We start from the raw sequence: 24158 nt of genomic DNA on the forward strand, positions 1-24158 counted from the left end.
AAGCGAAGCGCCACCCGGCAACTATTTCAAAAGGGGCTGATAAGCCCCTTTTTTGTCTGGAGAATTTATTATGGCGAAAGAATTTGGTCGCCCGCAGCGCGTGGCCCAGGAGATGCAAAAAGAGATCGCAATCATCCTGCAGCGCGAAATTAAAGATCCGCGTCTGGGCATGATGACCACCGTTTCCGGTGTTGAAATGTCCCGCGATCTGGCCTATGCCAAAGTGTTTGTGACCTTCCTGAACGACAAAGATGAAGCGGCCGTCAAAGCCGGCATCAAAGCGCTGCAGGAAGCCTCTGGTTTCATCCGCTCGCTGCTGGGTAAAGCCATGCGCCTGCGTATCGTGCCGGAACTGACCTTCTTCTACGATAACTCGCTGGTCGAAGGGATGCGCATGTCCAACCTGGTGACTAACGTGGTGAAGCATGACGAAGAACGTCGTGTGAACCCGGACGACAGCAAGGAGGACTGATGAGTCGTCCTCGTCGTCGCGGCCGTGATATTCACGGCGTGCTGTTGCTGGATAAGCCGCAGGGCGCATCCAGCAATGATGTACTGCAGAAAGTGAAGCGCATCTACAATGCCAATCGCGCCGGACATACCGGCGCGTTGGATCCGCTGGCGACCGGTATGCTGCCGATTTGCCTCGGTGAAGCGACCAAGTTTTCCCAGTATCTGCTGGACTCCGACAAACGCTATCGCGTGATTGCTCGCTTAGGTCAGCGTACCGATACGTCGGATGCCGACGGGCAGATCGTCGAAGAGCGTCCGGTGACTTTCAGCGATGCGCAGCTGGCAGAGGCGCTTGAGAGCTTCCGTGGCGACACCCAGCAGGTGCCGTCCATGTACTCCGCGCTGAAGTACCAGGGCAAAAAGCTCTACGAATATGCTCGTCAGGGCATTGAAGTGCCGCGTGAAGCGCGCCCGATTACCGTCTACGAACTGCTGTTTATTCGTCATGAAGGGAACGAGCTGGAGCTGGAAATTCACTGCTCCAAAGGCACCTATATTCGTACCATCATTGACGATCTGGGCGAGAAGCTCGGCTGTGGTGCGCACGTGATTTTCTTGCGTCGCCTGGCGGTCAGCAAATACCCGGTCGAGCGTATGGTCACGCTGGAGCAGCTGCGCGAACTGGTTGAACAGGCCGAACAGCAGGGCATTCCGGCGGCGGAATTACTCGATCCGTTATTGATGCCGATGGACAGTCCCGCTTCGGACTATCCGGTGGTGAATATCCCTGTAACGTCAGCGGTTTACTTTAAAAATGGTAATCCGGTACGGACGTCAGGCGCGCCGCTGGAAGGCCTGGTGCGCGTGACGGAAGGTGACGAAGGTAAATTCCTCGGTATGGGTGAAATCGATGACGAAGGCCGCGTGGCTCCACGCCGTCTGGTGGTCGAGTACACGGAGTAAGCCAGGTTCTGTGGCTTGCGATAACCGAGCGCTGCGAGTAGAATATCGCGGCTTAGCGTCTGCTTAATTGTTTAACAATTGGCAAGCGTTATCTCAGGGCTGCTGAATTAGAGATCGGCACCCTTTCTTTCTTTTAAATTTGGAGTTCAAAATGTCTCTAAGCGTTGAAGCTAAAGCACAAATCGTTTCTGAGTTCGGTCGTGGCGCGAACGACAGCGGTTCTACCGAAGTTCAGGTTGCACTGCTGACTGCACAGATCAACCACCTGCAGGGTCACTTTGCAGAGCACAAAAAAGATCACCACAGCCGTCGTGGTCTGCTGCGCATGGTTTCTCAGCGTCGTAAACTGCTCGACTACCTGAAACGTAAAGATGTTGCACGCTACACCGCGCTGATCGAGCGTCTGGGTCTGCGTCGCTAATTCTAGCGAGTTTCAGAAAGAGGGGCCTTTATGGCCCCTTTTTTCCACCGGACGACCGTCATTTATAAGAAAGTTTGCCCGTAAGACGCTGTCTGGCGTTCTGGTAATCCTGCTTGTCTGCATCTTGTTGAGACAAAATTGAGCTGAAATTACCAACACAGCAGTATTTTGAAAGATAACGGGTATAATGTATTGTTGTTGTACATATTCTTCGTTGCAGAGGTTCGCGCGGCTAATGAGAGGCTTTACCCGGCGTCGGGTTAGGGTTGTCATTAGTCGCGAGGATGCAAAGAAGATCGGTTTCATCGGTCGGCACGCCAAAGGGTGTGCCGCCACTCATTAAGAAAGGATAGAATTTTGCTTAATCCGATCGTTCGTAAGTTCCAGTACGGCCAACACACCGTAACGCTGGAAACCGGCATGATGGCGCGCCAGGCAACTGCCGCCGTGATGGTTAGCATGGATGACACCGCGGTATTCGTTACCGTTGTGGGTCAGAAAAAAGCGAAACCAGGCCAGGACTTCTTCCCGCTGACCGTTAACTATCAGGAGCGTACCTACGCTGCTGGCCGTATCCCGGGTAGCTTCTTCCGTCGTGAAGGCCGTCCAAGCGAAGGCGAAACCTTGATCGCGCGTCTGATTGACCGCCCGGTTCGTCCGCTGTTCCCGGAAGGCTTCGTTAACGAAGTTCAGGTCATCGCGACCGTTGTTTCCGTTAACCCGCAGGTTAACCCAGACATCGTTGCCATGATTGGCGCATCTGCTGCGCTGTCCCTGTCCGGTATTCCGTTCAACGGCCCAATCGGTGCTGCGCGTGTAGGTTACATCAATGACCAGTACGTGCTGAACCCGACTCAAGACGAGCTGAAAGAAAGCAAGCTGGATCTGGTGGTTGCCGGTACCGAAGCTGCCGTACTGATGGTTGAATCTGAAGCAGAACTGCTGAGCGAAGACACCATGCTGGGTGCTGTCGTATTCGGTCACGAACAGCAGCAGATCGTTATCAAAGAGATCAACGAGCTGGTTAAACAAGCGGGTAAACCGCGTTGGGATTGGCAGCCGGAAGCCGTTAACGAAGCGCTGAACGCGCGCGTGGCTGCGCTGGCGGAATCTCGCCTGAGCGACGCTTACCGCATCACCGACAAACAAGAGCGTTATGCTCAGGTTGACGTGATCAAATCTGAAACCATCGCGACTCTGGTGGCGGAAGACGAAACCCTGGATGCTAACGAGCTGGGCGAAATCCTGCACGCTATCGAGAAAAATGTTGTTCGTAGCCGCGTACTGGCAGGCGAACCGCGTATCGATGGCCGCGAAAAAGACATGATCCGTGGTCTGGACGTACGCACCGGCGTTCTGCCGCGTACTCACGGTTCTGCGCTGTTCACCCGTGGTGAAACGCAGGCGCTGGTTACCGCGACCCTGGGTACCGCACGTGACGCGCAGGTTCTTGATGAACTGATGGGCGAGCGCACTGACAACTTCCTGTTCCACTACAACTTCCCTCCGTACTCCGTAGGCGAAACCGGCATGGTCGGTTCTCCGAAGCGTCGTGAAATTGGTCACGGTCGTCTGGCGAAGCGCGGCGTGCTGGCAGTGATGCCGGAAGGCGACAAGTTCCCGTACACCGTTCGTGTGGTTTCTGAAATCACCGAATCTAACGGTTCTTCCTCTATGGCTTCCGTATGTGGCGCTTCCCTGGCGCTGATGGACGCAGGCGTGCCGATCAAAGCAGCCGTTGCGGGCATCGCGATGGGTCTGGTGAAAGAAGGCGACAACTTTGTTGTTCTGTCTGACATCCTGGGCGACGAAGACCACCTGGGCGATATGGACTTCAAAGTGGCGGGTTCCCGCGACGGTATCTCTGCACTGCAGATGGATATCAAAATTGAAGGTATCACCAAAGAGATCATGCAGGTTGCGCTGAACCAGGCTAAAGGTGCCCGTCTGCACATCCTGGGCGTGATGGAACAGGCGATTAACGCGCCGCGCGGTGATATTTCTCAGTTCGCTCCGCGTATCCACACCATCAAGATCAATCCGGACAAGATCAAAGACGTTATCGGTAAAGGCGGTTCTGTTATCCGTGCCCTGACCGAAGAAACCGGCACCACCATTGAAATCGAAGATGACGGTACTGTGAAGATCGCAGCGACTGACGGCGAGAAAGCGAAACACGCTATCCGTCGTATCGAAGAGATCACCGCAGAAATCGAAGTGGGTCGTATCTACAATGGTAAAGTGACCCGTATCGTTGATTTCGGTGCCTTCGTGGCTATCGGCGGCGGTAAAGAAGGTCTGGTACACATCTCTCAGATCGCTGACAAGCGCGTTGAGAAAGTGACCGACTACCTGCAGATGAACCAGGAAGTACCGGTTAAGGTTCTGGAAGTTGACCGTCAGGGCCGTATCCGTCTGAGCATTAAAGAAGCAACCGAGCAGTCTCAGCCTGCCGCCGCACCGGAAGCTCCGGCAGCGGAACAAGGCGAGTAAGGTTTGCCTTTTGCCCTCCGCGTTTGCGGAGGGCACATTTCGCTGGCTGGATGCCTTGTTTGCATGCGGGGGACAGGACGTTCATCCAATTGTTGTCTTCGGGAGTGGGAAATGAAGCCTTTTTTGCGCTGGTGTTTCGTGGCGACAGCACTCACGCTGGCAGGATGTAGCAACTCTGCCTGGCGTAAAAGTGAAGTCCTCGCGGTGCCATTGCAACCGACGTTACAGCAGGAAGTAATCCTGGCACGCATGGAACAAATTCTTGCCAGTCGGGCTTTAACCGATGACGAACGCGCACAGCTTTTATATGAGCGCGGAGTGTTGTATGATAGTCTCGGTCTGAGGGCATTAGCGCGAAATGATTTTTCACAAGCGCTGGCTATCCGACCTGATATGCCTGAAGTATTCAATTACTTAGGCATTTATTTAACGCAGGCAGGCAATTTTGATGCTGCCTATGAAGCGTTTGATTCTGTACTTGAGCTTGATCCAACTTACAATTATGCGCACTTGAACCGCGGCATCGCGCTTTATTACGGTGGCCGTGCGAAGTTAGCGCAAGATGATCTGCTGGCGTTTTATCAAGACGATCCCAATGATCCTTTCCGCAGCCTGTGGCTTTATCTTGCCGAGCAGAAGCTCGACGAGAAGCAGGCAAAAGATGCGTTGAAGCAACGCTTCGAGAAATCGGATAAAGAACAATGGGGATGGAACATTGTCGAGTTCTACTTAGGCAACATTGACGAAAAAACGTTAATGGAGCGCCTGAAGGCGGACGCAACGGATAACACCTCGCTCGCTGAGCATCTCAGTGAAACCAACTTCTATTTAGGTAAGTATTACCTAAGTCTTGGGGACAAGGACAGCGCTACGGCACTGTTCAAACTGGCGGTTGCCAACAACGTACATAACTACGTTGAGCACCGATACGCATTGTTGGAATTATCGCTCCTGGGCCAGGACCAAGATGACCTGGCAGAATCGGACCAGCAATAGCTGACGACTACATCAGCCCGTAATCTTTTTGATTGCCATCACCTTCGCGGGTGAGGGCGTTGTTGTTCGTTAATACACCTACTTTGAGCCGGTTCACACTTTTCAATGAAAATTGCAGATCAATTTCATGATGAGTTATGTAGACTGGCCGCCATTAATATCGAGGCACTTGTACTACATGGCTGAATTCGAAACCACTTTTGCAGATCTGGGCCTGAAGGCTCCTATCCTTGAAGCCCTTAACGATCTGGGTTACGAAAAACCATCTCCGATCCAGGCTGAGTGTATCCCACACCTGCTTTCTGGTCGTGACGTGCTGGGCATGGCCCAGACTGGTAGCGGTAAAACGGCGGCGTTCTCTCTGCCGCTGCTGAACAATCTTGATCCTGAGCTGAAAGCACCACAGATTCTGGTGCTGGCACCGACCCGCGAACTGGCGGTTCAGGTAGCTGAAGCAATGACGGATTTCTCTAAACATATGCGCGGCGTAAACGTGGTTGCCCTGTACGGCGGCCAGCGTTATGACGTGCAGCTGCGCGCCCTGCGTCAAGGGCCGCAAATCGTTGTCGGTACCCCGGGTCGTCTGCTGGACCACCTGAAGCGCGGCACCCTGGACCTCTCTAAGCTGAGTGGCCTGGTGCTGGATGAAGCAGATGAAATGCTGCGCATGGGCTTTATCGAAGACGTTGAAACTATCATGGCGCAGATCCCGGAAGGTCATCAGACCGCGCTGTTCTCCGCCACCATGCCGGAAGCGATTCGTCGTATTACCCGTCGCTTTATGAAAGAGCCGCAGGAAGTACGCATTCAGTCCAGCGTCACCACTCGTCCGGACATCAGCCAGAGCTACTGGTCTGTGTACGGCATGCGTAAGAATGAAGCGCTGGTGCGTTTCCTGGAAGCGGAAGACTTTGATGCGGCGATTATCTTCGTACGCACCAAAAACGCGACCCTGGAAGTAGCAGAAGCGCTGGAGCGCAATGGCTACAACAGCGCTGCGCTGAACGGTGATATGAACCAGGCCCTGCGTGAGCAGACTCTGGAGCGTCTGAAAGACGGTCGTCTGGATATCCTGATTGCAACCGACGTGGCAGCACGTGGTCTGGACGTTGAACGTATCAGCCTGGTTGTGAACTATGACATCCCGATGGACTCCGAGTCTTACGTTCACCGTATCGGCCGTACCGGTCGTGCGGGCCGTGCGGGTCGTGCGCTGCTGTTCGTTGAGAACCGCGAGCGTCGTCTGCTGCGTAACATCGAACGCACCATGAAGCTGACCATTCCGGAAGTGGAGCTGCCGAACGCAGAACTGCTGGGCAAACGCCGTCTGGAAAAATTCGCGGCGAAAGTACAGCAGCAGCTGGAAAGCAGCGATCTGGATCTGTACCGTGGCCTGCTGGCTAAAATTCAGCCGACCGCAGAAGGCGAAGAGCTGGATATGGAAACGCTGGCCGCTGCGCTGCTGAAAATGGCACAGGGCGAACGTTCTCTGATCGTTCCGCCAGATGCGCCGATGCGTCCGAAACGTGAGTTCCGTGACCGTGACGATCGCTTTGAGCGTCGTGGCGATCGCAACGATCGTGGTCCGCGTGACCGTGGCGACCGTGAAGATCGTCCGAAGCGCGAACGTCGTGACGTTGGCGATATGGAGCTGTACCGCATTGAAGTGGGCCGTGATGACGGCGTTGAAGTTCGTCATATCGTGGGCGCGATTGCTAACGAAGGCGATATCAGCAGCCGTTACATCGGTAACATCAAACTGTTCGGTACCCACTCCACCATCGAACTGCCGAAAGGCATGCCGGGCGAAGTACTGCAGCACTTTACTCGTACTCGCATCCTGAACAAGCCGATGAATATGCAGCTGATCGGTGATGCCCAGCCGCGCCCAGAGCGTAGTGGTCGCAGCTTCGGCGGCGAACGTCGCGAAGGTGGTCGTAGCTTCGGCGGTGAGCGTCGTGAAGGCGGCCGTAGCTTCGGTGGCGAGCGTCGCGAAGGTGGTCGTGGTGATGGTCGTCGTTTCAGCGGCGAACGTCGTGAAGGCAGCCGTGGCCCGCGCCGTGATGATGCTGCGCCGCGTCGTGACGACTCCGCAGGTCGTCGCCGTTTCGGCGGTGACGCATAAGCCAGACGGCTTAAAAGCGTAAAGTAAAATATACAGCCCCGATCGTCATGATTGGGGCTTTTTTTATTTCTTTTGTACTCATGTACTGGTACAGTGCAACACATTAAAATGCAGTAGCAAAATTATTCACTGGAGAGAAGGCTGTATGGCGACACTAACCACCACCCAAACGTCACCCTCGCTGCTTGGCGGCGTGGTGATCATCGGCGGCACCATCATTGGCGCGGGCATGTTCTCCCTGCCGGTGGTTATGTCCGGTGCGTGGTTCTTCTGGTCGATGGCGGCGCTGGTGTTTACCTGGTTCTGCATGCTGCACTCCGGGCTGATGATCCTTGAAGCGAACCTGAACTATCGAATTGGCTCCAGTTTTGACACCATCACCAAAGACCTGCTGGGCAAAGGCTGGAACGTGGTAAACGGCATCTCTATTGCCTTTGTGCTCTACATCCTGACCTACGCCTATATTTCGGCGAGCGGCTCGATTCTGCACCACACCTTTGCCGAGATGTCGCTGAACGTGCCGGCACGAGCAGCAGGCTTTGGCTTCGCGCTGCTGGTGGCGTTTGTTGTCTGGTTGAGTACTAAAGCGGTGAGCCGCATGACGGCCATCGTACTGGGCGCGAAGGTGATTACCTTCTTCCTGACCTTCGGTAGCCTGATGGGCCACGTAACGCCCGCCACGCTGTTTAACGTTGCCGAAAGCCACGCCAGCTATACGCCTTACCTGCTGATGACGTTGCCATTCTGCCTGGCGTCGTTCGGTTATCACGGTAACGTACCGAGCCTGATGAAGTATTACGGTAAAGATCCGCGCACCATCGTGAAGTGTCTGGTGTACGGAACGTTGCTGGCGCTGGTGCTCTATACCGTTTGGTTACTGGGCACGATGGGTAACATCCCGCGTCCGGAATTTATCGGCATTGCCCAGAAGGGCGGTAACATTGATGTGCTGGTGCAGGCGTTAAGCGGCGTACTGAACAGCCGTGGTCTGGATCTGTTGCTGGTGGTGTTCTCTAACTTTGCGGTGGCCAGCTCCTTCCTCGGCGTAACGCTCGGCCTGTTTGATTACCTGGCAGACCTGTTCGGCTTCGACGATTCCGCGCAGGGGCGTTTCAAGACCGCGCTACTGACCTTCCTGCCGCCGATTATCGGTGGCCTGCTGTGGCCGAACGGTTTCCTGTATGCCATCGGTTATGCGGGTCTGGCGGCAACGATTTGGGCGGCGATTGTACCGGCGTTGCTGGCACGTAAATCCCGTAAACGCTTCGGTAGCCCGAAATTCCGCGTCTGGGGCGGCAAGCCGATGATTGCGCTGATTCTGGTGTTTGGCGTGGGTAACGCGCTGGTGCATGTGCTGTCGAGCTTTAACCTGCTGCCGGTTTATCAGTAAGGCGTTTGTCCCCTCACCCTAACCCTCTCCCCAAAGGGGACAGCTCGGTGCGGTTTCCCCCCTATCCCCTTTGGGGAGAGGGCGGGGTGAGGGGAATAAACCGCACTACCCCAACAATTCCTGCTTCACATCCATCGCCAGGTCAAACGAATGCAGCCGCGCCTGATGATCGAAAATCTGCCCGTTGACCATAATCTCATCCGCCTGCGTTTCGCGCAGAATGGACTCCAGCCCGTGGCGCACCTTCGCCTTATCGCCCACCAGTGACATCCGTAACGCCTGGTCGACGCCGTATTTCTCCGACGGTGACCAGAAATGTTCCATCTGCTGAATCGGCGCTGGCAACTGTCCTGTCTCCCCGCGACGCAGCCTGGTGAATGCCTGCTGCATGGAGGTGAAGAGGAATTCCGCGTCGCGGTTACTGTCGGCGGCAATAATGTTGATGCACACCATTGCGTACGGTTTTTCCAGCCGCGCCGATGGCTTGAAGTTCGTGCGGTAGAGATGCAGCGCCTGGAACAGCATATCCGGCGCGAAGTGCGAGGCGAAGGCAAACGGCAGGCCGAGCTGTGCGGCGAGCTGCGCGCCATACAGGCTGGAGCCAAGCAGCCACACCGGAATTTTCTCGCCGTAGCCAGGAACCGGGCGCACCTGCGGGTTAGGGTCGACCGCGTCGAACCAGTCCACCAGTTCCGCCACATCGCGCGGGAAGTTATCGATATCGCCACTCATATGACGGCGCAGCGCTCGCATAGTGGGCTGATCGCTGCCCGGCGCGCGGCCAAGGCCGAGATCGATACGTCCGGGATACAGCGTATTGAGCGTGCCGAACTGCTCAGCGATCACCAGCGGCGAGTGGTTGGGCAGCATGACGCCGCCGGAGCCGAGGTGCAGGGTGGTGGTGTTGGCGGCCAGATAGCCAATCAGCACCGAAGTCGCCGCGCTGGCGATGCCCACCATGTTGTGGTGTTCGGCCAGCCAATAGCGGTGGTAGCCGCGCTTTTCAGCGAGCTGGGCGAGGTCGAGCGAATGGGAGAAGGCTTCTCGCGCTGAGGAACCCTGGGGGATCGGCGCCAGATCGAGCACCGAGAAAGCAACGGTTTTGTCAGTCATAAAGGCTCACTTTGCTACAGCATAGTCATCAGATTGAAGGTCTTGTTCCAACCGGGCGCACCCGGTCAGAAAAGCTGCATCTTTAATAATGCATTAAAATCTGACCACTGTTGTTAACAAAGTGAGCGGTTTTATCAGGCCTGCAATTCCAGCCCGGCCAGACGCTTCCAGTAGCCGTTACAGTCGCTGTTGGCGGTTAACGGCAGCGGTGCGCCGCCGTTCTCGTTGGCGCGGAAGGCCTCGAGCATGGCAAACGTCTCGTTACCCATCGGCGACAAGCGCACCATATCCACCAGTCCGTGCATGGACGTTAGCTCGTTACCAAGGTTGTAAACGTAGCCGCTCATGGTCTGAATGCCGTTGAGCACGAACACCTGCTGATTCTCCTGCGACAGCATGCTGCGCCCGTTCGGGTACTTGATGCAGCAGGTTTCGCATTCGTCCTTTGGCTTGTCTTCCGAACGTGCGGTAAAGCAGCGGGCGGAGTAAGCCAGCGGCAGATGGCCGTAGCTCAGCACCTCAACTTCAAACTTATCGCGGATACCCAGCTCTTCACACTGGTTGAGCAGATTGACCAGCCAGTCGCGGGACAGTTCCACCGGCATACACCAGCGCATCATGCCCTGCTTTTGCAGCAGGCGCAGCGTCACGGCGTTATAGCAGTTCAGCGCATGACCCGCCACGAACGGCAGTTTACGCTCGGCGCACAGGTTCACGACCCCAAGATCGCTGGCTTCCACCAGAAAATCACCGTTCTCAACGTAGCGCTTGAGTTCACCCAGCTCGGACGACGCCTGCACCAGTGCGAGGGTGGAGAGCACCACCTGCTTGCCGCTAGCGGCCAGCGTTTTCGCCATATCCAGCCAGTCGCCGACTTTGGTGGCGCGGCGCTTGCTGCACACCGCTTCGCCCAGATAAATGGTGTCGGCGCTGCTGGTGGCGGCCTGCTGGTAGAAATCTTCCAGCGTCTCTTTTGACCAGTAGTAAAGCACTGGCCCTAATGAATATTTCATGGGAATTCCTACTGCCATTTACGGTGATACGCGCCGAGGGTGGTTTGGGTGCCTTCGGACATCGAACCGAGAGTGTCCATCCACGCGGGCTGCGGGACGAAGTTTTGCGGGTCAGCCATGCAGCGGTCGATAGCCTGACGCCAGACTTTCGCGACCTGGCTGACGTATGCCGGGCTGCGCTGACGGCCTTCGATTTTCACGGAGGCGATGTTCGCCGCCAGCAGTTCCGGCAGCAGCTCCAGCGTATTGAGGCTGGTGGGTTCTTCCAGCGCGTGATAGCGCTCGCCGTCGACCATATAGCGGCCTTTGCACAGCGTCGGATAGCCCGCGTTTTCACCGTCCTGATAGCGGTCGATCAGCACTTCGTTAAGGCGAGATTCCAGCCCCTGTGGCGTTTGCTGCCAGCGCACGTAGCGCGCCGGTGAGCAGGCACCCACGGTATTCGGCGACTCGCCGGTCAGGTAAGAGGAGAGATAGCAGCGACCTTCAGCCATAATGCACAGGCTACCAAAGGCGAACACTTCCAGCGGCACCGGGGTGACGCGGGCTAGCTGCTTCACCTGATGAATAGAAAGCACGCGCGGCAGCACCACACGGGCGACGTCAAAGTTGCGATGATAAAAATTAATCGCCTCTTCGTTGGTTGCGGATGCCTGAACGGAGACATGGCGCTCAATATGCGGATAACGTTCTGCGGCATACTCAAGCATAGCGAGGTCGGCGAGAATCAGCGCGTCGGCGCCCAGTTGCGCGGCCATGTCTACGGCGCGCTGCCAGCGTACGTAGCCATCCGGGTGAGCGAAGGTGTTAATCGCGATATGCAGCTTACGGCCATGCTGATGCACGAAGCTCACGGCTTCCTGCAGTTTCTTTTCGGTAAAGTTCAGGCCAGCGAAGTGGCGGGCGTTGGTATCGTCCTTCAGCCCGATATACACCGCATCGGCACCGTTTTCGATAGCCGCCTTAAGCGCCGGGAGGTTTCCGGCAGGGCAGAGCAACTCCATAATTCTTCCTGAGTTAGCGGCCCAGCAGGGCGCATTATTGTTAATGAATGGGAATTTTAGTTAACCTAACGCTAATCATTTTTGATTTGAGGCAGACAAAAGCGTATTGATTGCGCCAATAATCCCTCGGCCTCACGACATAATTGTTGATTTACGCCGCTATGTCGTTTATCTGATATGGCAAAATAACGGAACTATTGCATTCAGGGAGTAAAGCTTGTGTTGGATAAACTGCGTTCACGTCTGGTTCATGTTGCTCCGAGTTTAATGAGCGTTCCGGTAAAATTGACGCCGTTCGCCCTTAAACGCCAGGTGTTGCAGCAGGTATTAAGCTGGCAGTTCCGTCAGGCACTGAATGACGGCGAACTGGATTTTCTGGAAGGCCGTTGGTTGAGTATTGAAGTGCGCGACATTGGCCTGAAGTGGTTCACTTCCGTTGAGAATGAACGGCTTATTGTGAGCGACGCGGCCCAGGCCGACGTGAGCTTCAGCGCGGATGCCAGCGACCTGCTGATGATCGCTGCGCGCAAACAGGACCCGGATACCCTCTTCTTCCAGCGTCGACTGGTGATTGAAGGGGATACGGAGCTGGGTCTCTATGTCAAAAATCTGATGGATGCCATCGAGCTTGAGCAGATGCCAAAAGCGCTGCGCGTGATGCTGATGCAGCTGGCTGATTTCGTTGAGGCTGGCCTAAAATCACCATCAGAAACCAAACATACATCGGTAGGTGAGCCATGCTGATTCGAGTAGAAATTGGAATTGATGCCCCGGGCATTGACGCGCTGCTGCGTCGGACCTTCAACCGTGATAGCGAAGCCAATCTGGTGCGCGAGCTGCGTGAAGACGGCCTGATTACGCTCGGGTTGGTGGCCACTGACGATGAAGGCCACGTTGTGGGCTATGTGGCATTTAGCCCGGTCAGCATCGAAGGCGAAGAGCTACAGTGGGTGGGGCTGGCGCCGCTGGCGGTTGACGAAGCCTACCGCGGTCAGGGATTGGCGCGTCAGATGGTCTACGAAGGTCTGGATTCGCTGAACGAGTTTGGCTATGCGGCGGTTGTGACGCTGGGCGAACCGGCGCTGTATGGCCGTTTCGGCTTTGAACGTGCGGCACAATACGATTTGCGCTGTCGCTGGCCGGGCACCGAAGAGGCGTTTATGGTCCATCGTCTGGCTGACGATGCGTTAAACGGCGTACACGGTCTGGTGGAGTATTCCGACCACTTTAATCGTGTTTAAGGCTGTCCCGTAACGTTTCAAATGAACCGTCACCTGCGACGAGGCGCTCTTTCTGGCGCTTCGTTAGCTGCTTGATGCGGTACTCCAGGCGCAGCGCCAGCGAGTGCTCGCCCACTTCACCGGAAAACGCTAGCTGCAGCGCGCCTTTGCCGCGCAGCGCTTTCGCCCCTTTGCCGCTCTGATGCTGGTGAAATCGCCGTTCAACATCGGTGGTGATACCGGTGTACAATTTGTCGTCCTCAGTGCGGACGAGATAAAGAAACCAACGCACGTGTGCCAACCTGTCTGTGTAGGTGCACGCACCATAGCATAACGGAGAGAACAGATGGAAACCCTGGCAACCATTAGCCGCTGGCTGGCGAAACAACACGTTGTTGGCTGGTGCGTGGCGAGTGAAGGCGAGCTGTGGTGCGCCAACGCGTTCTACGTCTATGACCCGCAGCGCGTGGCGTTCTACCTGTTGAGCGAAGAGACCACGCGCCACGGGCAGATGACCGGCAAGCAGGCCCCGGTGGCGGGAACGGTAAACGGCCAGCCCAAAACGGTGGCGCTGATTCGCGGCGTGCAGTTCAAAGGCGAAATCCGTCTGCTGGAAGGTGAAGAGGCCGATGAAAAGCGCGCGCTGTATGTCCGCCGTTTCCCGGTAGCCCGCATGCTTCCCGCTCCGGTGTGGGAGATTCGTCTCGACGAGCTGAAGTTTACCGACAACACCCTGGGTTTCGGCAAGAAGCTGCACTGGCTCCGCGACTAAAGCCGCGGTAGCTCAATGATAAAGCGCGTGGCAACGGAGTCAGATGTCACGCTGATTTTCCCGCCATGCGCCCGCACGATCGACTTCACGATCGCCAGCCCGATCCCGCTGTTTTCACCTTTACGCTGCCGTGACGGATCGACCCGATAAAAACGATCGAACAAACGTGGCAGATGTTCCGCCGCGATCGGCGTACCGGGATTTTCAACGCGATACTCCACGCGTTCGTCAATCTCGCCAACCTGCACGGTGACCGACATCCCTCGCGGGGTATAGCGGATCGCGTTAGACAACAGGTTGTTGATCGCCCGACGAATCATCAGCGGATCGCCTGATATCAGCGACGACTGCCCGACGAAACAGAGCTTCACTTCGCGTTCTTCGGCCCACGCTTCAAAGAACTCAAACACTTTGAGCGTTTCGCTTTGCAGATCCAGCGGCACGCGCTCGGGGATCAGCAGGTTTTCATCCGCCTGCGCCAGAAACAGCATATCGCTGACCATTTTCGCCATCCGGTTGTACTCTTCCAGGCTGGAGTAGAGCACATCTTCCAGCTCCTTCACCGTACGCGGCTGGCTCAGCGCGATCTCGGTCTGGGTGACCAGGTTGGTGATCGGTGTGCGCATCTCATGGGCGATATCGGCGGAGAAATTGGCCTGGCGGCGGAACACGTCCTCGATCCGGCCGATCATCAGGTTAAACGAGATCACCAGCTGTTCCAGTTCGATCGGTACGCGGTTGGGATCCAACCGCACGTCGAGATTTTCCGAGGTGATGTTTTTGATCGCCATGCTGACGTCGCGCAGCGGCTGGTGGCCTTTACGCACGGCGATCAGCACGATCACAATAATCAGCAGGCTGATGACGGTCGCGATCATCATCAGATTGCGCTTGAGTTGATCGAGATAGTGAAGGTGAAAGTCGATCGACAGCGCGGTCAGCAGCGTGTAGGTCTGGTCGTGCGCGCGGACCGTGGACGCTATCACCCGATAAGTGGTGGCGTGGCTGGCGTCACCGCTGTGCTCTGCCATCTGACGCATACCGCTGCCGGTCCAGCGGAACATCTGTTCGCTCTTAAGCTCGTCGGCGAAATGCGCGCTGGAGAGGATCGGCGACAGATCCGGCCCTCCGGGGGAGCGGTAAAGCTGTGGGTTATCGCGCGTGCTCACCAGCACGGCGGTATTACGGTAGCCCGCCAGCACGCTGCCGATATTGGCCATTTTTTCCGCATCGGAGGTTTCCGGCGCGGTCAGCAGCGCGTTAAGCGTGGCGTTGACCTGCTTCAGGTCGCTGACGTCCTGCTCGGCGAAATGTTTTTCCACCGAGTGCAGCATAATGCCGGTAAAGGCGGCAAAAGCGACGATCGTCGCCAGGCTGATAAAAAAGGTCAGGCGAGTCGCCAGCGAGAACGGGCGGCGCAGGCTAGCCTTCATCGCGAACCTCAAGCACGTAGCCGACGCCGCGCACGGTATGAATCAGCTTAGGCGTAAAGTCGTTATCGATTCTGGCGCGCAGGCGTTTGACGGCGACGTCGATCACGTTGGTGTCGCTGTCGAAATTCATGTCCCACACCTGCGAAGCGATCAGCGAGCGCGGCAGCACTTCTCCCGGGTGGCGCAGGAAAAATTCCAGCAGGGTAAATTCCTTACTGGTCAAAGTGATGCGCGTATTGCCGCGGGTGACTTTACGCGAAACCAGATCGAGCGTGAGATCGGCCATCTGAAACTGGCTCTCGACGATCGTTGCCGCGCCACGACGCAGCAGGGTACGCACACGCGCCAGCAGCTCGGCGAAAGCGAACGGTTTCACCAGATAATCGTCGGCACCCAGCTCCAGCCCTTTCACCCGGTGCTCAATGGTGCCCAGCGCGGTCAGCAACAGGATCGGCATACCTTTGCCAGCGGAGCGCAGCATGCGCACGATGTCCCAGCCGTTGACGTCCGGCAGCATGATATCCAGCACCAGCAGATCGTAATCGCCGGTCATCGCCAGGTGATAACCGTTGAGGCCGTTGTCGGCGCGATCCACCACAAAGCCCGCTTCCGTCAGCCCCTTACACAGGTACTCCCCGGTTTTGACCTCGTCTTCCACCACCAGAATTTTCACGCGCCCTCCGTCGCCGCTGTGTGATGGGGCCATTCTAATGAGGAGTGGGGGATGACGGAAGAACCACGAGCGAAATACGCCTTGTCGGGGTTACTCCGCCCACGCGTTTTGCCGCTTCAGCTCCGCGTTAACCTTGCCGTTGATCTCTTTGAGCATCGCTGGAATATCACCGTCGCAGCTGGCGTAAATTTTGTTAAAGCCATCGGCGGTAATTTGCCGTACCGGGATCCAGTTGGGGATCTGTGGCATGTAACGACCGTTTTTCGCGTAGGTGTCGGCGAACACTTCCCAACGCGGATCGTCATGATAATCTTTGATATTCAGCGTTTTGTTTACCGGCAGGCGGACGATCGGCATTGAGGTGCTGTCGGTTGCCATACCGATCTTCTGGCCTTCCGGCGAGATCAGAAACTCAAGGAATTTCTTCGCCGCCGCTTTGCGCTGGCTGGTTTTCATCAGGAACGCGGTGGTCCCTTCCGCCATGGAGATCGCGCCGCTAGGGCCTGCCGGTGGCGGCACCACGGTGTAGGTCTCTTTACCCGGATCTTTATCAAACAGCGCAATATGGTACGGGCCGGAGGAGTACATACCGGTTTGCCCGGAACGGAAGGCGGTGTTGGCATCGGCGGTGGTGTGGTTGATCGCGCCCGGCTGCGCCAGACCCTCGCACACCATGCCGCGCATAAATTCCATGGCGGTGACCATCTCTTTGCTATCGAGCGCGGCTTTAAATTTCCCCGATTGGGTGGCGACTAAATAGTTCGCGCCCGCCTGCCAGAGATAAGAAGAAGAGAACGAGCTCGCATAGCCACGGGTGGTGGCCAGCGGCATGGTGAAACCGTAGGTATCGTTTTTACCGTTGCCGTCCGGGTCGTCGTGAGTAAAGGCCTGGGCCACTTTTTTCAGTTCATCCCAGTTGCTGGGCGCTTTCAGGTTAAGCTTGTTGAGCCAGTCCTGGCGAATAAACAGCGCGTAGGTGTGCGCTGAAGTGGGGACGCCGTAGTATTTACCGTCCGGCTGCTGAGCCGATTTCCAGGCCGCGTCGTAAATATCGCCGCCGCCTTTCAGCTCGCTCGGTTTAATTTCATCGACAATCCCCAGTTGTACCATCTGACCCACGATAATCGCGTCGTTGAAGACAACGTCCGGCAGCGCGTTGCCGGTTGCCGCGCGCGCCAGACGCTGGTCAAAGTCGGTCACGGCGTTGAAGTACTTGATGGAAATCCCGGTCTCTTTCTGGAACTGGTCGGCGAGCTTTTGATAAATCACTTTTGAATCATTGCTGGCACGTATCCAGACGTCGAGCTGTTCGCTGAAGGCATTTTGTGAAAGGGCACATAACAAGGCTAAACCAAGCGCTTTTGTTCTGAATTTCATAGAGAGACTCCGGTTTTGCGATAGGTATTATTTTCATCCCTGAACAGAGGTAAGGATTGGTGAAAAGGAAAACGAAACGATGATAGGAGTGCTATTTGTATGAAACAACGTTCTATTATGGCTAACCGGTCAATATCGCGTGGTTATGCGGGGCATCTCACAGGGGAAATAAACGAAAATATTCGCGGGAAAATGTAACCCGGTGAAAATGTTGATATTGCTGTTTTTCGGCAAATAGCGCTTAGCCTTAACCCGGCCATTAATTTGTGAGCGTTCTGGCATATTATGGATTAAATGTGATCGCGGTTAATTTCTCCCCGCCGATATTCGCTTTTTTAACGTTCGTAAAAACCGATGCAGCTTTTCCGCGCGGATTTTCGCCGGGCGGATCACGTTATTCCCTGCCTTAAATGACAACTTTGTCATTATCCTGTCAGGTTACCAACAGAGTCACTCCCGTAAGGTAGTCACCAGGCCAGCCCTTCTGATTCGGCCAAACAGGACGTGACATGTTGAAAGTAAAACCTTTGACGCTGCTGATGGCGTTTATGCTGGCCGGATGTACCTCGCTGGCGCCGGATTACCAGCAGCCTGAAAATATCGTTCCCCAACAATTTTCGCTGTCTGCGGGCACGCTGGTGGCGACCGGCGGCAGCTGGCAGGAGACCGGCTGGCAAACCTTTTTTGTCGACCCGCAGGCAAAGCGGTTAATCGACGTTGCGCTCCGTAACAACCGCGATCTGCGTATGGCGATGCTCAACGTTGAAGCCGCGCGCGCGCAGTACAACGTGACCGATGCCGGGCGCTATCCTCAGTTGGATAGCGCCTCCAGCGCGAGCTATAAAGGCGACCTGCAGGGCCGCGACGCCACGGATAAAAGCTATGACGTAGGGCTGAACCTGAGCTACGAGCTGGACTTTTTCGGCAAGCTGAAAAACATGAGCGAAGCCGACAGGCAGAACGTATTCGCCAGCCAGGCGGCCCAGCGCGCCGCGCAGATTGTGGTGGTGACCAACGTTTCGCAGGCCTATTTTAATCAGCGCCGCCTGGCCGCGCAGTTGGCCATTGCCAAAGAGACGCTGCGAAATTATCAGCAGTCCTACGGCTTCGTCGAGCAACAGCTGGTGACCGGCAGCACCAACGTGCTGGCTCTGGAGCAGGCGCGCGGCGTGATTGAAAGCACCCGCGCCGATATCGCTAAACGGGAAGGCGAACTGGCGCAGGCTAACCATTTATTGCAGCAGTTGCTGGGTACCTACAGCACGCCGCTGAGCGACAGCGCGCAGAGTGACGCGCTGAACCCGCTACCGCTGCCAGCCAATCTACCGTCGACCATTCTGCTCCAGCGCCCGGATATTATGGAGGCCGAGCACCAGCTGCGCGCCGCCGACGCCAATATCGGCGTCGCCCGCGCGGCGTTCTTCCCCTCCATCACTCTGTCCAGCGGCGTCTCGACCAGCAGCTCGGCGCTCTCCAGCCTGTTTAACGCGGCGAGCGGCATGTGGAGCTTTGTGCCAAAGGTCGACCTGCCGATTTTCAACGCCGGGCGTAATGAAGCCAATCTGGCGCTGGCAAACGTGAAGCAGCGCCAGGCGGTGGTGACCTACGAGCAAAAAATTCAGGCGGCCTTTAAAGAGGTGGCGGATGCGCTTTCGCTACGCGACAGCCTTCAGGGGCAATTCGTGGCCCAGCAGCGTTATTTAGCTTCGCTGCAAATTACCTTACAACGCGCGCGCGCGTTATATGCCAGCGGTGCGGTGAGCTATATCGAAGTGCTCGATGCCGAGCGTTCAATATTCGCCACGCAGCAGGCCATTCTCGATTTGATTTATTCCCAACAGGTCAACGAAATCAATTTATTCACCGCCCTTGGCGGCGGCTGGAAAGCTTAACCCTTATTCAGGAGTCTTCAATTATGCGTCAATTCACTACTCTGCTCGGCGGTATTTTTATGGTCATGGTGATGAACGTTCAGGCGGCGGAAATGCAGCATGACGGGCATGGACAAATGATGGACATGAGCGCGAAACCGGCGGTGATTAAAGGCACCGGCATCGTGAAGTTGATTGATACCCAGGCGAAGAAAATCACCATTGAACATGAGGCGATCGCGGAAGTTAACTGGCCTGCGATGACCATGCGTTTTACCTACAGCGAACCGACACCAGCGATTGAGCAGCTCAAAGAGGGCAGCCGCGTGGATTTCAGCTTCATCCAGCAGGGGAATATCTCCCTTCTTCAGGACATTAAAACGCGCTGATGGCCATGACAAAAGCTCAATTAAAATATACCGCGGCGATCGTCTGTAGCCTGGTGATTGGCGGGCTGGCAACGGCGGCGATAAGCCGCCTGACGGCCCCTGACGCACAGGTTAAAGCCGAGCCAGCCGAGCGTAAAGTGCTCTACTGGTACGATCCGATGAAGCCAGATGTGCGTTTCGATAAACCGGGAAAATCGCCGTTTATGGATATGGACCTGGTGGCCAAGTACGCCGATGAAGGAGGCGAGACCTCCACGAATGGCGTACGCATCGATCCCACTCAGGTGCACAATCTGGGCATGCGTACCGCGACGGTGACGAAAGGGCGGCTGACCTACAGCCAGACGCTGCCGGCGAACGTCAGCTATAACGAATACCAGTTCGTGATTGTGCAAGCGCGCGCCGAAGGCTTTATCGAGAAAGTGTATCCGCTCACGGTCGGTGACAAGGTACGCAAAGGCGCGCCGCTGGTGGAAGTGACGATTCCGTCGTGGGTGGAGGCGCAGAGCGAATATCTGCTGCTGGCCAGCTCCGGCGGCACGGCAACGCAGCTGGAGGGCGTGCTGGAACGGCTGCGTCTGGCGGGGATGCCGGAGACGGACATCCAGCGGATGCGCACGACCCGCCGGGTACAGACGCGCTTTACTCTCAACGCGCCGATTGACGGTGTGCTCACCGCCTTTAGTCTGAAAAGCGGAATGAACATCGCCAAAGATAACGTCGTGGCGCAGATACAGGGTATGGATCCGGTGTGGATCAGCGCCGCAGTACCGGAATCCACGGCCTGGCTGCTGAAGGATTCGACGCAGTTCAGGGTGGCGATCCCGGCCTATCCCGATAAAACCTTCCCGATCCAGAAATGGTCCATTTTGCCCAGCGTCGATCCAACCACCCGTACCGTGCAGGTGCGTTTGCAGGTTAACAACCGGGACGAACTGCTGAAGCCGGGGATGAACGCTTACCTGAAGCTGAACACGCAAAGTGACGAAATGCTGTTGATTCCATCGCAGGCGGTGATTGATACCGGCGATGAACAGCGGGTGATTACCGTGGCCAGCAACGGTGAATTTGTACCGAAGAAAATTCAGGTGCTGCATGCGTCACAGCAGCAGACGGGCGTGGCCAGCGGCCTGGCGGAAGGAGAGTCGGTGGTGCTGAACGGCCTGTTCCTGATTGACTCCGAAGCCAATATCAGCGGCGCGTTGGATCGTATGCGCCATACCGCTGACCCTCATGCCGGGCATTAAGGAGACGGTGATGATTGAATGGATTATCCGGCGTTCGGTCGCCAACCGTTTTCTGGTAATGATGGGGGTACTGTTTCTCAGCGCCTGGGGCGGCTGGACGATCGTCAATACGCCGGTGGATGCGCTGCCGGATCTCTCTGACGTGCAGGTGATCGTCAAAACCAGCTATCCGGGGCAGGCGCCGCAGATTGTGGAAAATCAGGTCACCTACCCGCTTACTACCACCATGCTGTCCGTGCCGGGCGCCAAGACCGTGCGCGGCTTCTCGCAGTTCGGCGATTCCTACGTGTACGTCATTTTTGAAGACGGGACGGATCTGTACTGGGCGCGCTCGCGCGTGCTGGAGTACCTCAATCAGGTGCAGGGCAAACTGCCGCAGGGCGTCAGTTCGGAGATTGGCCCGGATGCCACCGGCGTCGGCTGGATCTTTGAGTACGCGCTGGTGGACAAAAGCGGCAAGCACGATCTCGCCGAGCTGCGTTCGTTGCAGGACTGGTTCCTGAAATACGAGCTGAAAACCATCCCTAACGTTGCCGAAGTGGCGTCGGTGGGCGGCGTGGTGAAGCAGTATCAGGTGCAGGTCGACCCGATGAAGCTCGCCCAATACGGCATCAGTCTTGGAGAGGTTAAGCAGGCGCTCAGCACCTCGAATCAGGAAGCGGGCGGTTCATCGGTTGAAATCGCCGAAGCGGAATATATGGTGCGCGCCACCGGCTATCTGAAAAGCCTGGATGACTTTAATCATATCGTCCTGAAAGCGGGGGAGAATGGCGTACCGGTCTACCTGAAGGATGTGGCGCGGGTGCAGATTGGCCCGGAAATGCGCCGTGGCATCGCCGAACTGAACGGCGAGGGGGAAGTGGCGGGCGGCGTGGTGCTGCTGCGTTCTGGTAAGAATGCCCGTGAAGTGATTACGGCGGTGAAAGAGAAGCTCGCCACGCTGCAAAAAAGCCTGCCGGAAGGCGTTGAGGTCGTCACGACTTACGACCGTAGCCAGTTGATTGACCGCGCGATCGATAACCTGCGTTCAAAGCTGATTGAAGAATTTATCGTGGTGGCGGTGGTTTGCGCGCTGTTTCTCTGGCACGTGCGCTCGGCGCTGGTGGCGATTGTCTCGCTGCCGCTGGGGCTGTGCATTGCCTTTATCGTCATGCACTTCCAGGGGCTGAACGCCAACATCATGTCTCTTGGCGGCATCGCTATCGCGGTCGGGGCAATGGTGGACGCGGCGATCGTCATGATTGAAAACGCCCACAAGCGGCTGGAGCACTGGCAGGAAGCGCATCCCGATGAACCAATGGACAACGCCACGCGCTGGAAAGAAATTACCGATGCGGCCGTGGAGGTGGGGCCAGCGCTGTTTATCAGCCTGCTGATTATTACCCTGTCGTTTATTCCCATCTTTACGCTGGAAGGCCAGGAAGGGCGACTGTTTGGCCCGCTGGCGTTTACCAAAACCTACGCCATGGCCGGGGCGGCGGCGCTGGCGATTGTGGTGATTCCGATCCTGATGGGGTTCTGGATTAAGGGGAAAATTCCGGCAGAATCGCGCAACCCGTTAAACCGTTTTCTGATTGCCCTTTATCACCCGCTGCTGCTGAAGGTGCTCAAGTGGCCGAAGCTGACGCTGCTGGTCGCCGTGCTGTCGATGTTTACCGTTATCTGGCCGCTGAGTAAGGTGGGCGGAGAGTTTCTGCCGAAGATCAACGAAGGCGATCTGCTGTATATGCCCTCGACGCTGCCGGGCATTTCTCCGGGGCAGGCGGCGGTGTTGCTACAGCAAACCGACAAGTTGATTAAAACGGTGCCGGAGGTGGCATCGGTGTTTGGCAAAGCCGGGAAAGCGGAAACCGCGACCGACTCCGCGCCGCTGGAGATGATTGAAACCACTATCCAGCTCAAGCCGCAGGACCAGTGGCGGCCAGGGATGACGCTCGACAAAATCATCGATGAGCTGGATGCCACCGTGCGCCTGCCGGGGCTGGCGAACCTGTGGGTGCCGCCGATTCGTAACCGCATTGATATGCTCTCGACCGGTATTAAAAGCCCGATTGGTATTAAAGTTTCGGGCACTTCGCTGGCGGATATCGACGATGCGGCGCAGCGCATTGAAACCGTGGCGAAAACGGTGCCTGGCGTCGTCTCCGCGCTGGCGGAGCGGCTGGAAGGCGGACGCTATATCGATGTCGATATTGACCGGCAGAAAGCCGCACGTTACGGCATGACCGTGGGCGATGTGCAGCTTTTCGTTTCGTCGGCGATCGGCGGAGCGATGGTGGGGGAAACCGTTGAGGGAGTCGCGCGTTACCCGATCAATATTCGCTATCCGCAAGGTTTCCGCGATAGCCCGACGGCCTTACGCCAGTTGCCGATTCTGACGCCCACAAAGCAACAGATTACGCTGGGCGACGTGGCGAAAGTGCAGGTGGTATCCGGGCCGACGATGCTGAAAACGGAAAACGCCCGCCCGGCGAGCTGGATTTACATCGACGCGCGCGACCGCGATATGGTTTCGGTGGTGCATGATCTGCAAACGGCCATTAGCCAGAATGTGACCCTGAAGCCGGGCACCAGCGTGGCGTTCTCCGGGCAGTTTGAACTGCTGGAGCACGCCAATAAGAAGCTCAAGTTGATGGTGCCAATGACGGTCATGATTATCTTCATTCTGCTCTATCTGGCTTTCCGTCGGGTGGAAGAAGCGGTGTTGATTCTGATGAGTCTGCCGTTTGCGCTGGTGGGCGGGATCTGGTTCCTCTACTGGCAGGCGTTCCATATGTCGGTGGCGACCGGCACCGGGTTTATCGCTCTGGCCGGGGTCGCGGCGGAGTTTGGCGTGGTAATGCTGATGTATTTGCGCCACGCAGTGGAAGCCGATCCTAAGCTCCAGCGCGCGGAAACCTTCACCGAGCAAGGCCTGGACGACGCGCTTTACCACGGCGCGGTGCTGCGCGTACGGCCAAAAGCAATGACCGTCGCCGTGATTATTGCCGGGTTATTGCCCATACTGTGGGGGACGGGCGCAGGTTCAGAAGTGATGAGCCGTATTGCCGCGCCGATGATTGGCGGGATGATTACCGCGCCGCTGCTGTCGTTGTTTATCATTCCGGCTGCCTATAAATTGATATGGTTATATCGCCACAAACGTAGCCAATAAAGTGTGCGATTGACGCGCGTAGGCCCGATAAGCGCAGCGCTATCCGGCAGT

General features: G+C 56.6%; 22 protein-coding genes. 15 read left to right on the top strand and 7 right to left on the bottom strand.

Translation table 11 applies throughout. The features are described 5' to 3' along the window. The first annotated feature begins 70 nt into the window (after positions 1-70). The 8 genes from rbfA (at position 71) to mtr (ending at position 8841) form a co-directional block, all read left to right on the top strand. Positions 71-472: a 30S ribosome-binding factor RbfA gene (rbfA, locus tag GY169_RS03145; protein WP_049848849.1), complete on the top strand. Its 402-nt coding sequence runs from the start codon at positions 71-73 to the stop codon at positions 470-472. Further along, positions 472-1416, top strand: coding sequence for a tRNA pseudouridine(55) synthase TruB (gene truB, locus GY169_RS03150; RefSeq protein WP_167574958.1), 945 nt, complete (start codon positions 472-474; stop codon positions 1414-1416). Before rbfA ends, truB begins: the two co-directional genes overlap by 1 nt. Before the next feature lie 151 nt (positions 1417-1567). Then, positions 1568-1837 (top strand): 30S ribosomal protein S15, encoded by a 270-nt coding sequence (gene rpsO / locus GY169_RS03155; RefSeq protein ID WP_035891092.1) that lies wholly within the window; start codon positions 1568-1570, stop codon positions 1835-1837. A 357-nt stretch (positions 1838-2194) separates the two neighbouring features. Further along, positions 2195-4330, top strand: a complete 2136-nt coding sequence (pnp, locus tag GY169_RS03160) for a polyribonucleotide nucleotidyltransferase (RefSeq protein ID WP_163447795.1) — start codon at positions 2195-2197, stop codon at positions 4328-4330. Positions 4331-4441: 111 nt separating this feature from the next. Continuing rightward, positions 4442-5326: a lipoprotein NlpI gene (gene nlpI, locus GY169_RS03165; RefSeq protein WP_163447796.1), complete on the top strand. Its 885-nt coding sequence runs from the start codon at positions 4442-4444 to the stop codon at positions 5324-5326. Positions 5327-5431: 105 nt separating this feature from the next. After that, positions 5432-5512 carry a protein YrbN gene (gene yrbN / locus GY169_RS03170; protein ID WP_100249910.1) on the top strand — a complete coding sequence of 27 codons (81 nt, stop codon included), beginning with the start codon at positions 5432-5434 and terminating at the stop codon, positions 5510-5512. Further along, positions 5505-7451, top strand: a complete 1947-nt coding sequence (locus GY169_RS03175; RefSeq protein ID WP_163447797.1) for a DEAD/DEAH family ATP-dependent RNA helicase — start codon at positions 5505-5507, stop codon at positions 7449-7451. The genes yrbN and GY169_RS03175 overlap by 8 nt, the downstream gene beginning before the upstream one ends. 145 nt (positions 7452-7596) lie before the next feature. Further along, positions 7597-8841, top strand: coding sequence for a tryptophan permease (mtr, locus tag GY169_RS03180; protein WP_167574959.1), 1245 nt, complete (start codon positions 7597-7599; stop codon positions 8839-8841). A 105-nt stretch (positions 8842-8946) separates the two neighbouring features. On the opposite strand, the gene GY169_RS03185 is transcribed toward mtr, so the two are convergent. From GY169_RS03185 to GY169_RS03195, 3 genes are all read right to left on the bottom strand, one after another. After that, positions 8947-9954: a luciferase-like monooxygenase gene (locus tag GY169_RS03185; RefSeq protein ID WP_163447799.1), complete on the bottom strand. Its 1008-nt coding sequence runs from the start codon at positions 9952-9954 to the stop codon at positions 8947-8949. Positions 9955-10088: 134 nt separating this feature from the next. Next, positions 10089-10967, bottom strand: coding sequence for a U32 family peptidase (locus GY169_RS03190; RefSeq protein ID WP_167574960.1), 879 nt, complete (start codon positions 10965-10967; stop codon positions 10089-10091). A gap of 8 nt (positions 10968-10975) precedes the next feature. Then, the gene (locus GY169_RS03195) at positions 10976-11971 is read right to left on the bottom strand and encodes a peptidase U32 family protein (protein WP_167574961.1); all 996 of its coding nucleotides are present in this window, start codon (positions 11969-11971) and stop codon (positions 10976-10978) included. A 219-nt stretch (positions 11972-12190) separates the two neighbouring features. On the opposite strand from GY169_RS03195, the gene GY169_RS03200 reads away from it, so the two are divergent. Both GY169_RS03200 and GY169_RS03205 read left to right on the top strand, forming a co-directional pair. Then, positions 12191-12715 (top strand): SCP2 domain-containing protein, encoded by a 525-nt coding sequence (locus GY169_RS03200; RefSeq protein ID WP_064542003.1) that lies wholly within the window; start codon positions 12191-12193, stop codon positions 12713-12715. Beyond that, a complete protein-coding gene (locus GY169_RS03205; protein WP_065356140.1) occupies positions 12709-13212 on the top strand; it encodes a GNAT family N-acetyltransferase in 504 nt (167 codons plus the stop codon). The genes GY169_RS03200 and GY169_RS03205 overlap by 7 nt, the downstream gene beginning before the upstream one ends. Here GY169_RS03205 and GY169_RS03210 read toward each other — a convergent pair. Then, positions 13199-13483: a GIY-YIG nuclease family protein gene (locus tag GY169_RS03210; RefSeq protein ID WP_064542008.1), complete on the bottom strand. Its 285-nt coding sequence runs from the start codon at positions 13481-13483 to the stop codon at positions 13199-13201. The two genes, GY169_RS03205 and GY169_RS03210, sit on opposite strands and share 14 nt — an antisense overlap. 54 nt (positions 13484-13537) lie before the next feature. Between GY169_RS03210 and GY169_RS03215 the strand changes: the two genes are divergently transcribed. After that, on the top strand, positions 13538-13963 hold the full coding sequence (locus GY169_RS03215) for a YhbP family protein (protein ID WP_163447808.1): 426 nt from the start codon (positions 13538-13540) through the stop codon (positions 13961-13963). On the opposite strand, the gene GY169_RS03220 is transcribed toward GY169_RS03215, so the two are convergent. The 3 genes from GY169_RS03220 to GY169_RS03230 form a co-directional block, all read right to left on the bottom strand. Then, positions 13960-15396 (bottom strand): Cu(+)/Ag(+) sensor histidine kinase, encoded by a 1437-nt coding sequence (locus GY169_RS03220; protein WP_167574962.1) that lies wholly within the window; start codon positions 15394-15396, stop codon positions 13960-13962. The genes GY169_RS03215 and GY169_RS03220 overlap by 4 nt on opposite strands. After that, positions 15386-16069: a copper/silver response regulator transcription factor gene (locus tag GY169_RS03225; RefSeq protein ID WP_163447810.1), complete on the bottom strand. Its 684-nt coding sequence runs from the start codon at positions 16067-16069 to the stop codon at positions 15386-15388. The genes GY169_RS03220 and GY169_RS03225 overlap by 11 nt, the downstream gene beginning before the upstream one ends. A 90-nt stretch (positions 16070-16159) precedes the next feature. Next, a complete protein-coding gene (locus tag GY169_RS03230) occupies positions 16160-17446 on the bottom strand; it encodes an ABC transporter substrate-binding protein (protein ID WP_167574963.1) in 1287 nt (428 codons plus the stop codon). 509 nt (positions 17447-17955) lie between these two features. Here GY169_RS03230 and GY169_RS03235 point away from each other — a divergent pair. From GY169_RS03235 to GY169_RS03250, 4 genes are read left to right on the top strand one after another with little or no spacing between them, the layout of a single operon-like run. Continuing rightward, on the top strand, positions 17956-19338 hold the full coding sequence (locus GY169_RS03235; protein WP_167574964.1) for a Cu(I)/Ag(I) efflux RND transporter outer membrane protein: 1383 nt from the start codon (positions 17956-17958) through the stop codon (positions 19336-19338). A 20-nt stretch (positions 19339-19358) separates the two neighbouring features. Then, positions 19359-19706, top strand: a complete 348-nt coding sequence (locus GY169_RS03240) for a copper-binding protein (RefSeq protein WP_411908117.1) — start codon at positions 19359-19361, stop codon at positions 19704-19706. A 5-nt stretch (positions 19707-19711) separates the two neighbouring features. Beyond that, the gene (locus GY169_RS03245) at positions 19712-20953 is read left to right on the top strand and encodes an efflux RND transporter periplasmic adaptor subunit (RefSeq protein ID WP_163447814.1); all 1242 of its coding nucleotides are present in this window, start codon (positions 19712-19714) and stop codon (positions 20951-20953) included. Positions 20954-20963: 10 nt separating this feature from the next. Continuing rightward, a complete protein-coding gene (locus tag GY169_RS03250) occupies positions 20964-24107 on the top strand; it encodes a CusA/CzcA family heavy metal efflux RND transporter (protein ID WP_167574966.1) in 3144 nt (1047 codons plus the stop codon). Positions 24108-24158: the final 51 nt, after the last annotated feature.

The sequence above is a fragment of the Kluyvera genomosp. 3 genome (genome assembly GCF_011765685.1).
In the GTDB taxonomy this organism is placed as follows: domain Bacteria; phylum Pseudomonadota; class Gammaproteobacteria; order Enterobacterales; family Enterobacteriaceae; genus Kluyvera; species Kluyvera georgiana_A.